This window comes from Deinococcus sp. AB2017081, assembly GCF_034440735.1.
In the GTDB taxonomy this organism is placed as follows: domain Bacteria; phylum Deinococcota; class Deinococci; order Deinococcales; family Deinococcaceae; genus Deinococcus; species Deinococcus rufus.
In genome coordinates, this window is record NZ_CP140098.1 from 580,510 (window position 1) to 591,026 (window position 10,517).

At 70.8% G+C, this 10,517-nt stretch carries 9 protein-coding genes; 4 read left to right on the forward strand and 5 right to left on the reverse strand.

Annotated features, from left to right (window positions below; genetic code table 11):
- Position 1 precedes the first annotated feature (1 nt).
- The 5 genes from U2P90_RS02835 to U2P90_RS02855 all read right to left on the reverse strand — a co-directional run bounded on the left by U2P90_RS02835 (position 2) and on the right by U2P90_RS02855 (position 6,768).
- The gene (locus U2P90_RS02835) at positions 2–1,036 is read right to left on the reverse strand and encodes an oligopeptide/dipeptide ABC transporter ATP-binding protein (RefSeq protein ID WP_295818939.1); all 1,035 of its coding nucleotides are present in this window, start codon (positions 1,034–1,036) and stop codon (positions 2–4) included.
- Positions 1,033–2,982 carry a dipeptide/oligopeptide/nickel ABC transporter permease/ATP-binding protein gene (locus tag U2P90_RS02840; protein ID WP_322473709.1) on the reverse strand — a complete coding sequence of 650 codons (1,950 nt, stop codon included), beginning with the start codon at positions 2,980–2,982 and terminating at the stop codon, positions 1,033–1,035. The genes U2P90_RS02835 and U2P90_RS02840 overlap by 4 nt, the downstream gene beginning before the upstream one ends.
- A complete protein-coding gene (locus U2P90_RS02845) occupies positions 2,979–3,920 on the reverse strand; it encodes an ABC transporter permease (RefSeq protein WP_322473710.1) in 942 nt (313 codons plus the stop codon). The genes U2P90_RS02840 and U2P90_RS02845 overlap by 4 nt, the downstream gene beginning before the upstream one ends.
- A 142-nt stretch (positions 3,921–4,062) precedes the next feature.
- The gene (locus U2P90_RS02850) at positions 4,063–5,595 is read right to left on the reverse strand and encodes an ABC transporter substrate-binding protein (protein ID WP_322473711.1); all 1,533 of its coding nucleotides are present in this window, start codon (positions 5,593–5,595) and stop codon (positions 4,063–4,065) included.
- 141 nt (positions 5,596–5,736) lie between these two features.
- Positions 5,737–6,768 (reverse strand): LacI family DNA-binding transcriptional regulator, encoded by a 1,032-nt coding sequence (locus tag U2P90_RS02855; protein ID WP_322473712.1) that lies wholly within the window; start codon positions 6,766–6,768, stop codon positions 5,737–5,739.
- A 548-nt stretch (positions 6,769–7,316) separates the two neighbouring features.
- Here U2P90_RS02855 and U2P90_RS02860 point away from each other — a divergent pair.
- The 4 genes from U2P90_RS02860 to U2P90_RS02875 all read left to right on the forward strand — a co-directional run bounded on the left by U2P90_RS02860 (position 7,317) and on the right by U2P90_RS02875 (position 10,398).
- Complete coding sequence (locus U2P90_RS02860) at positions 7,317–7,985, forward strand: carboxypeptidase-like regulatory domain-containing protein (RefSeq protein ID WP_322473713.1); 669 nt, start codon at positions 7,317–7,319, stop codon at positions 7,983–7,985.
- Between the two features lie 58 nt (positions 7,986–8,043).
- Positions 8,044–9,276, forward strand: a complete 1,233-nt coding sequence (locus tag U2P90_RS02865; RefSeq protein ID WP_322473714.1) for a phage tail sheath family protein — start codon at positions 8,044–8,046, stop codon at positions 9,274–9,276.
- Positions 9,273–9,710, forward strand: a complete 438-nt coding sequence (locus U2P90_RS02870; protein ID WP_295818953.1) for a phage tail protein — start codon at positions 9,273–9,275, stop codon at positions 9,708–9,710. Before U2P90_RS02865 ends, U2P90_RS02870 begins: the two co-directional genes overlap by 4 nt.
- Before the next feature lie 508 nt (positions 9,711–10,218).
- Positions 10,219–10,398 (forward strand): hypothetical protein, encoded by a 180-nt coding sequence (locus U2P90_RS02875; protein WP_322473715.1) that lies wholly within the window; start codon positions 10,219–10,221, stop codon positions 10,396–10,398.
- Positions 10,399–10,517 lie beyond the last annotated feature (119 nt).

Sequence of the window (10,517 nt, forward strand, 5' to 3'; positions counted from 1 at the left end):
CTCAGGGTGCGGCAATGAGGGCGTGGGCGGCGTCCCGGCTCGCCTTCCAGCCTGGGAAGTGGTGGCAGGCGACGAGGCCGCCGTCGGGCGTGGGCGCAAGGGGGGGCCGCGTGGTACGGCACACCTCCGTGGCGTAGGGGCAGCGCGGCGCGAACGGGCAGCCTGCGCCGCCCACGGCCGGGAGGGTGGAGGCCTGGGCGGCGCGGCGTTCCTGATCGAGGACGTGCCGGCGCCGCTGGACGCGCGGGTCGGCGACCGGGGCGGAGTCCAGCAGTTCCTGCGTGTACGGATGGGCCGGATCAGCGGTGACGCGCGGGGTAGGGCCGGTCTCCATCACCTGCCCGAGGTACATCACATAGAGCCGGCCAGACACGTAGCGCACGACCTCGATGTCGTGGGAGATGAACAGGTAGCTGAGCTGGCGTTCGTGCTGCAGTTCCACGAGCAGGTTCAGGATCTGTGCCTGCACGGACAGGTCGAGGGCGCTGACCGCCTCGTCGCAGATGACGAGCTGCGGATTTACGATCAGGGCGCGGGCGATCGCAATCCGCTGCTTCTGCCCGCCGGAGAACTGGGCCGGGTAACGGGCCGCCGCCTCGGACGACAGGCCCACCCGTTCCAGGGCCTCCGCGACCTGCCGCTCGCGGGCTGGGCCGGCACGGACGCCCTGCACCTCCAGCGGCTCGGCGAGGGAGCGGCCGACGGTCAGGTACGGGTTGAGGGACGCGTTGGGATCCTGGAAGACGACCTGCATGACGCGGCTCAGGTCGCGCCGGCCACGGGTGCCGAGGTGCGTGACGTCACGCCCGGCGACGTGGACGCTCCCGCCGTGGATGGGGGCGAGGCCGAGGGCAGCCCTCGCCACGGTCGACTTCCCGGAGCCGGACTCGCCGACCACCCCGACCGTCTCACCGGCCCGCACCTCCACGCTGACGTGATCGGCCGCGCGCAGCGTGGTGCCGCCGCGACGCCGGTACCGGACGTCGAGCTCGCGCACGCTGAGCAGCGGTGGGGCGGTGTCGTGGGCGGTGGTCATGGCACCTCCTGGGCGGTGAGCGCCGCGTCACGGCCCGTCACGGTGGTCGGGTTCACCACTGCGAACTCTGCGGCACGCACGCAGCGGCTGTCGTGCTGCGCCGCGACCTCCACGAGCGGCACGGGGGCGGCCAGGCAGCGATCCTGCACGTACGCGCAGCGCGGCGAGAAGCGGCAGTGGGCTGGCCACGTGCCCGGCGGGGGCACCCGTCCGGGAATCACGGTGAGTGGCTGGCCGGGCCGGGCGTTCGCCGGATTCGCGCCCATCAGGCCCAGCGTGTAGGGATTCAGCGGCCGGTCAAACAGGGCGTAGACCTCCGCGTCCTCGAAGACCTGGCCGGCGTACAGCACGATCACGCGGTCACAGATGTCGGCCACGACGCCGAGGTTGTGCGTGACGATCAATACGGCCATGCCGGTGTCGCGCTGCAGCTGACGCAGCAGGGCCAGGATCTCCTTCTGGACGGTCACGTCGAGGGCCGTGGTGGGCTCATCCGCCACGAGCAGCTGGGGCCGACCCGCCAGCGCCAGGGCAATCGCGACGCGCTGCGCCATGCCGCCGGACAGTTCGTGCGGGTACGAACGCAACACCCGCTCCGGTTCCCGCAGCTGCACGAGCCGCAGCAGTTCCGCGCAGCGTTCCCGGTTGGCGTGGCCGCGCACACGGTCGTGCAGGCGCACGAGCTCCCCGAGCTGGCTGCCGATCGTGAAGGCCGGATCGAGGCTCGACAGGGGCTCCTGCGAGATGAGGCCCAGGGCGCTGCCACGGAGCGTGTCGAAGGTGCGGTCGTCCAGTGGCACGAGGTCGCGGCCCTCGAACAGCACCTGCCCCGCCGTGATGCGTCCGCCACGGGCGAGCAGGCGCAGCGCGGCGAGGGCCGTGACGCTCTTGCCGGCGCCGGACTCGCCGACCAGTCCGACCGTCTCGCCCGCGTGGACGTCGAAGCTCACGCCGTCCACGATCACCGTGTCCCGGCCGCGCTGTGAGAACGCCACCGTGAGGTTCCGTACCGAGAACAGCGCGTCTGGGGCCTGAGGACGGGCCGTGTTCGGCGTGGCGGGCGGTTCTGTGGTCACGGCGGGCGGCTCCGCGCTGGCCCCCAGGTCGGCCGCCGCGTCCCGCAGCGCGTTGCCGAACAGCACCAGGGCCAGGGCCATCAGGGCGATCAGGCCGCCGGACGGCACCAGCAGCCACGGCTGCACGCTGATCTGCTGCGCGGCCCCCGCCACGATCTGGCCCCACTCGGCCTCGCCGGGCGTGGCCGTCAGACCCAGGAACCCGAGCGCGACGGCAAAGAGCAGCGAGTTCGCGGCGACCAGCGAGGCCTGCACGATGGCCGTACGTGTCACGCCCGGCAGGATGTGCCGGGTCATGATGCGGGCCTCGGACACGCCCGCCACGCGAGCCGCCGAGACGAAGTCCGCCTCCCGCAGCGGCAGGGTCACGCCCCGGACGACGCGGGCGAAGCCCGGCGCGACCAGCAGGCCGAACGCGATCATGGCGGCGTGCGAGTTGCCCGGAAACACGGTGAGCACGACGAGCACCAGGATGATCGCCGGGATGGCCAGCACGAGATCCGTGAGCCACGACACCACGCGGTCGAACGTGCCGCCCAGATACCCGGCGAGAATTCCCAGGGGCACGGCCACCACGGTCGCTGTGAGCACGGCCTCGAGGATGCCGACGAGCGCCCGGACGCCGCCGTAGAGCAGGCGGCTGAGGACGTCCCGCCCGAGCTCGTCCGCGCCGAGCAGGTGCCGGGCGGTGGGGCCGCTCAGGCGGTTGGGCAGGTCGAAGGCGTCCGGCGCATACGGCGCGAGCTGCCGGGCGAAGACGGACGCGACGACGACGAGCAGCAGGAAGGCGATCGGGACGGCGGCGAGCGGCTGGCGGCGCAGGGCGCGCAGCAGCGGAAAGCGTGCGCGGCGCGGCGCGGCGACCGTCACGTGACCCGCACGCGGGGGTTGAGCCACGCGTAGATCACGTCGATGACGAGATTCACGACCACGACGATCACGGTGAAGTACAGGACGATGCCCTGGATGACCGGCAGGTCGTGCCGGCTGGTGGCCTCCACGGCCAGCCCACCCAGGCCCGGCAGGGCGAACACGTTCTCGGCGATGATGGTGCCGCCCAGCAGCGCGATGAAGACCAGCCCCACCACCGTGATGATGGGGATACCGGCGTTGCGCAGCGCGTGCCGGTAGATCAGGGAGGCGGGCGGGACGCCCCCGGCGCGCAGCGTCCGGATGAACGGCCGGTCGAGCACGTCGAGCATGGCGTTGCGGGTCTGCTGCGCGATCAGCCCGATGGCCGGGCCGGCGAGCACGACGACCGGCAGCGCCAGGCTGCGCAGCCACCCGCCCGTGGACGTGGACGGCTGGACGTACCCGATGGCCGGGAACCAGCGCAGCCGGACGGCGAACACCGCGACCAGCACGAGCGCCACCCAGAAGTTCGGCAGCACGATGCCCAGCAGCGACAGGACGTCCACGGCGCGGGCCAGGGCACCCTGACGCAGGGCGCTCGCGATCCCCAGCGCCACGCCGACCACGCTGGCGACCAGGGCGGTGAGCGTCACGAGCGACAGCGTGACGCCGAGCCGGGCCCCGAGTTTCGCCACGACCGGCTCGTTGTTGAAGATCGACACGCCGAGACTGCCCTGTGTCAGGGTGCCCAGCCAGCGGGCGTACTGCACCGGAACCGGGTCGAGCAGGCCAAGCTGCTCGCGCAGGCGCTGGTACTCCTCGGGCGCGCGGTTCTGCCCCAGGATGACGACCGCCGGATCGCCCGGCGTCAGTGAGACGAGGAAGAAGGTCAGGGCCGTGACGAACAGCAGCAGCGGCACCGACAGCAGCAGGCGCAGGCCGAGCACCCTCAGCACGGGCGCGTCCGGGTGATCGGGCGGTGTGGGTGACGTGAACCGCCGGGTGGGGTGGTGGAGGCAGTGGGCATACGGGCACTCCCGGACGTGGAGGGGTGGATCACGGTTCGGCACGTGCCGAACCGTGATCCACCGATCGAACCTACTTGACGGGCTTCATGTCGAGGATGTCGATCACCGGCTGCACCGTCGACGGGGTCGGCAGCGACAGCTTCTTCGCGTCGTAGATGTAGTTCAGCTTTCCGCTGTAGACCGGCACGAACCACGCGTTCTTGGTCATATAGGCGTTGACCTGCATGGCGACCGGGTTCGCCCGCGTGGGATCGGTTGCCGCGAGTTTGTCGACGATGGCCTGCAGGGCCGGCACGGCCGTCTTGTCCGGGTTCCACACCGCGCCAGGACGGAAGCAGCAGTTCCACGCAAGGAGGGTGGGGTTGGTGGCCCCGAGGCCTGCCCCCGCGATGCCGTACTTGCCGGATGTGAGGCCGGCGAAGAAGTCGGCCGCCTGGGGTTTGGTGTCGATCTTCGCCTTCACGCCGATCGCCTGCCAGTACCCGGCGACGGCCTGGATCATGGTGTCGATCCCGGCGATAGGCGTCGAGAGAACCGTGAACTCAAAGCCCTGTGGGTAGCCGGCATCTGCAGGCAGCTGCTTGGCCTTGGCGACGTCATACGGGTAGTAGTTGCTGAGCGCGGCGTCGTAGCCCTCCCCGCCCGGCAGGAACTGGGTGCTGACCGGGTCGCCCTGACCGCCGCCGAGGGCCGCCGCGAGCGCCTTGCGATCCACGGCGTAGTTCAGCGCCTGCCGCACGCGGACATCCTTGAAGGCTGGCACGATCTTGCCGCTCTTGTCGAGGAAGTCCAGACCGATGATGTTCTGGGGCACGCCGGCGCTCTTCAGGCCGGCCGCGACGGCTGTGGGGATCAGGGAGGCCTGCGCGGGCCACGCGGCCTGGGCCTGCCCGGCGCGTACCGCGTCGATGGCGGCCTGGTTGTTCGTCACGACCTTGAGCACCAGCTTCTTCCACTGGATGCGCGACGGGTTCCAGTAGTTCGGGTTGGGCACGTAGGTATAGGTGTCGCCCGTGACCGTCTGCTTCGGGTCGAGCACGTACGGACCGGTGCCGCACGTGGCTGCCTTGAGCATTGCAGGCGTCGCCGCGGCCTTGGCGCAGGGAATCACGCCGGAAAGCCACGTCCGCGAGAGGAACAGCAGGGTGAGCGGGTTGGACGAGGCGAGGTTGAGGCGTAGCGACAGGGGGCCGCGAACCTCCACGGACTTGGTGCCGAGGTTCACGAAGACCGGCGACTTGTTCTTCATCTGCAGGTCGAGCCAGCTCTTGACGACCTGGGCGGTGAGGGGACTGCCGTCGCTGAACTTGACGTTCGGGCGCAGCGTCAGGTCGAGGGTCTTGTAGTTGCTCCCCACCCACTTCCACGACGTGGCCAGACCGGGGGTGTACTTGCCGTCATAGCCGTAGTTGATCAGGGAGTCGTACGCCGGGGTGAAGTAGTACTCGTTCGAGGCCTCGCCGCTCGACGGATCGAGAGAGGCCGGCGCGTTGCCCACGGCGAACGTGAAGGTGCCGCCCGGAGGGGTGACGGCGGCCGTGGCCGCCGGGCTCAGCAGCAGGCTCGCGGAGACGAGCAGGATGACGGTCTGGACACGGGTCATGGGCATGATCTGACACTCCTTGTGACGGGGCGGTAGGTCGGGGGCGGCGCGCGGAAAGGCGGCGAGGGTGCTCGGGGACGGTGGGTGACGGCCATATGGGCTCCTTGGATCAGGCAAACGTTTGCCAGCGTCTCAAAAAAATCAGAGGTGTCGGACGGTGTCTCGCAGCACCAGGCGGTGGGGCAGGGTCTGGACGAGCGGTACCGAACCTTCGCCAGAGAGCGAGTGGATCAGCGTCCGTGCGGCGATCTGGCCGAGTTCGCTGAAGTCCAGAGCGACGGTGGACAGGCGCAGCGCCGGGTGTGCCGCAATGTCGAGGTCGTCGAAGCCCATGACCGAGAGGTCGCCCGGGATCGAGAGCCCCCGTTCGAGGATGGCCTGCATGGCCCCGATCGCCAGAATGTCCGACGCGGCCAGCACGGCTGAGGGGGCCAGCGGCAGCAGCCGTTCCATCGCGGCGTACCCACTGTCGTGCGAGGACACGTCCCCGCTCGTGACCAGGGCCGGGTCGAGGGTGAGCTGGTGAGCCGAGAGCGCGAGCTCGAACCCGCGGCGCCGCGCCTGCCCGACCGCGTGATCGGCGAGGTCGGCGGTGATCATGGCGATCCGGGTGTGGCCCTGCTCGATCAGGTGGCGGGTCGCGTCGAAGGCGGCGCGTTCGTTGTCCACCACCACGCTCGGCAGCCCGTGGGTCGAGAAGTCCTGCGCGATGACCACGGCCGGCATGGCGTGATGGCCGAGCCACTGGTCGTGCAGGGCGGTGTACGACGCCGCCACCCAGATGACGCCGTCGATCTGCTGCTGGCGCATGGTCGACAGGCACTCGACCTCGCGCCGGTCATCGGCCGCCGTCGTCATCAGCAGCAGGGTGAAGCCGGCCTGCCGCGCCCGGTCTTCGGCCCCCTTGACGATCTGCGCCGCGCCGGACGACCCGATCTCCGGGAGCATGATGCCCAGGCAGCGGGACTGCCGCGTCTGCAGCCCCCGCGCCAGCGTGTTGGGCACGTACCGCAGGTGGTCGATCGCCTCCAGCACCCGCAGCCGCGTGGGTTCGTCGACCGGCTTGGAGTTGTTCACCACACGCGACACGGTCGAGAACGACACGCCGGCCACCCGGGCCACATCCTTGATGGTGGCCGGCTTGCTTGGCTGTGCGACCCGGACGCGTGCCAACAGAACACCCCTCGATGCAATAGAAAAATTCCTCGCCCAGCTGGCGAGACAACGTTTGCCTGTAGTGGGAGCATCATGGCGCAGGCGTCCGCGCAAGTCAAGGTGCAGGGCACGGTCACCGATGGCCGCTCGGAATCACGTGTGTCGAACGACCGGATGGGATGGCGTTGATCATGGAGGTGTCGCTGATCCGCCCCCGGTCAGCCAGGCGGCGTGTTGGGCACATCCCGGTGCCCGGCGTGGCGTGTGTGGTGGCCCCACGAGTGCGGCAGCCGACCTGCAGACCGCCGATCATGGCCTGATCACGGGTGAGCCCCTACTGTGCAGGCACTTCGACCGGCGGACGGTGAACGGGCATCACGTGGCGAAGTGCATCGTCGTGGTGTCGACGGGGCCACCTCCCTGCCCCTGGCCCCCTGTCCCGGAACCTCTGGATGAATCCATGATCCGCCCCGCCCTGGAACGCGCCTGAGGCCCTAGCCGGGTGCTGGAGTGGCGCGAGTGCCGTCAGGGGCTACGTCAGGCCCCTGGCCGCGTCGGAGGACGACATGTTCGATGGAGTGAGTCAGCGTCTGACCACCTGGGCCACCACGCAGGGGGCCGGCGCGGTCGTCTTCGCCGGGGACGCCCCACACGACAGCACGCTGGCCGCGCGGCTGAGCCTGCTGGGAATCCTGCCATTTCCGCCGCCGCGCACCCTGACCCGCGCGCCGCTGCGCTTCCGGTTGCGCTACCTGGTGACCTGCCCGTCCACCACGCCAGAGGCGCAGACCCTGCTGGGACGGCTGCTGGTCAGTGCCCTGCAGGAGCCGGAGCTGCAGGTCGAACTGGGTGACATCGCGCCGGAGTGGTGGTCGGCGCTGGGCTGGCCCCCCCAGCCGGCCTTCTGGCTGCTCGTGCCGGTCAGTGTGCCGCTGGCGGAGCCGACCGCCCCGCTGGCCCGGGAACACGTGCTCAGCGTGCAGACCTCCGGGCGGGCGTGGCGGCGCGGCACCGTGACCGACGCCCGGGGCCAGCCGGTGGCCGGCGCCCGCGTGCAGCTCGGCGGTGCCCCGGAACCGCTGTACACCGACGCCTCCGGGCACTTTGAGCTGGCCGCCCGGCCGGAGGACACGCTGCACGTGGCGGCCGTGGTCGACGGACAGGTGCGGGAGGTGCGCGTTCAGCCGCCGGGGCGGGACGCCGGATGGCCGGTGCAGGTGCCGCCCCCCGAGTAGCCGCGATCGGCCCCGTCACCGTCCCCCACCCGCCGGTCTTCCCTGAGGAGGAGTCTCCATGCCGAACTATCTTGCGCCGGATGTCTACGTCGAGGAAGTGCCGGGCGGCCCGCGCCCGATCGAGGCGGTGGGCACGAGCACGGCCGCCTTCATCGGCGCCGCGCCGGACGCGGACGCGCTGACGCAGGGCATCCGCGCGGTCACCAACTGGTCGGAATTCCAGCGGCTGTACGCCGCACAGGGGCAGGCGGGCACCGACCTGTCGCAGGCGGTGTTCGGCTTCTTCCAGAACGGCGGTCAGCGCTGCTACGTGGTGAACACCGGCCCGGCGCGCGACCTGGGGGCGGCCCTGAACCTCGTCGCGCAGCGCGACGACGTGGCGATCGTGGCGGCGCCGGGCTTCACCGACGCGGCCAGTTACGACGCCCTGCTGACCCACTGCGAGACGCTGGGCGACCGCGTGGCCATTCTGGACGCCCCGCGCGACGTGCCGGACGTGATGGCCCTGACGCGGGTGGCCCGCCCGGTGCCGGCGGTCCGCGCGGGGGCGGACACGTCCACCCGGGAAGGAGCGGAGCGAGACGGCCCTGGCCGGCCCCCGCCCGGCGAGTTGGACGGGCTGCGGCCCCGGCAGTCCGACAATGGGTACGGCGCGCTGTACTTCCCGTGGCTGAGGGTGCGTGATCCGGGCAATCCGGCCGAACTGATCGACGTCCCGCCGAGTGGCCATATGGCGGGTATCTGGGCGCGCACCGACGCGATGCGCGGCGTCCACAAGGCCCCGGCCAACGAGGCGGTCCGCGGGGCGCTCGACCTGAGCTACCACCTCACGCGGGCTGAGCAGGAGCAGCTCAACAGCCACGGTGTGAACTGCGTTCGCTTCTTCTCCAGTGAGGGTGTGCGGGTGTGGGGGGCGCGCACGGTCGCCGCCAGTGCCAGCGAGTTCCGTTACCTGAACGTCCGGCGGCTGTTCAACATGATCAAGGAGTCGATTGCCCTGAGCACGCGCTGGATCGTGTTCGAGCCGAACGACGAGACGCTGTGGAAGTCAATCCGCCGGGACGTCAATGCCTTCCTGCTGCGGCTGTGGCGGGATGGAGCGCTCATGGGCCGCACGCCCCAGGAGGCGTTCTTCGTCAAGTGCGACCGGGAGACCAATCCGCCGGAGGTGATCGACGCCGGGCAGGTGGTCACGCTGATCGGCGTGGCCCCGGTCAAGCCAGCAGAGTTCATTGTGTTCCGCCTGAGCCAGATGGATCAGCGCAGCGACACGCAGGGGCCGGGTGAATGAGGGTGCCAGAGAATCTCGATCCGTACCGAAGCTACAACTTCAAGATCGTCATCCAGGGCGTGGTGGAAGGGCATTTCACGCAGTGCAGCGGCCTCGGCGTGCGCGTGGGCGTGATCCGCTACCGCGAGGGTGGCAACGGCCAGGTCGCCCGCGCGCTGCCGGGCCGCGTGGAGTACGCGGACGTGGAGCTGAAGTATGGCCTCACCAAGTCCCGCGAGCTGTGGGACTGGTTGATGACGGCCGTGCAGGGCGAGGTCGTCCGCAAGAATGTCTCGATCCTGATGCTCGACGCGCAGGGCACGCAGGAGGTCATGCGCTGGAACCTCGTGAACGCGTGGCCGTCGCAGTGGCGGGGTGCAGTGCTGGACGCCATGAGCCAGGAAGCTGCGCTGGAGCACCTGACGCTGGTGTACGACACCCTCGAGCGCGCATGAGGTGGCCCCGCCCCCCGAGACCCGTGCGGCGGTGGCTGCGGCGCTGGGCGCTGGACGCTGTGCGTGCCCTGGACGCGTGGGAGGACGAGCCGGCCGCTGCCGGGCCGTCCGGGGCACCACAGGTGTGGCTACAGCGTGTCCGCGCCGCGCCAGGGGTGGACTGGCTGGGGGTGGGGGCGGAGAGACCGGCGGCGCACACGGCAGAACCGCACCGCCTCCTGACCTTCAGCGCGGAGCGTCCGGCCGTCCTGGCGGCGTCTGCCCCAGGCACCGCGTCGCCGCGCCGGCAGGACACGTCGCCGGCCCTGGTCTTCTCCGCGCGGCCTCCGGCCACCGATGCCCGGCCGGTGTTCCCGGAACGTCCACCCACGGCACCCGTCGTCCGTACCGAAGTGCGCGAGGTCAGGTCTCCAGCTCCATCCAGGCCGGGCTGGGAGCCGCCCGCGCCTGACACTCCGCCTGCACCGCTCCGCTGGCCCGATGTCGCCCCGACTCCGGCGCCTCCACCGTGGCTGGCCGCCGCGCCGGATGGGGCGAGCCCAGCGGTGCCGACGTGGCCGGACAGATCAGAGCCGACACGGGAACCGCGCCCGGCGTGGCCCCAGACGCCCTCCAGCGCAGCACCCACCACGACGTTTCCCCCGGCGGCGGCCACCCCGTCTGGGAGTGGATGGCCGGCCGCTCCTGACGATTCTTCAGACGACTGGCCCGACCTGCCCACGCCAGCCCCGGACGTGGTGGACCTCTTTCATGCCGCGCAGCGCGAGCAGGAACGCTGGCGGGAGCTGGAACGCGAACAGGCAGGTG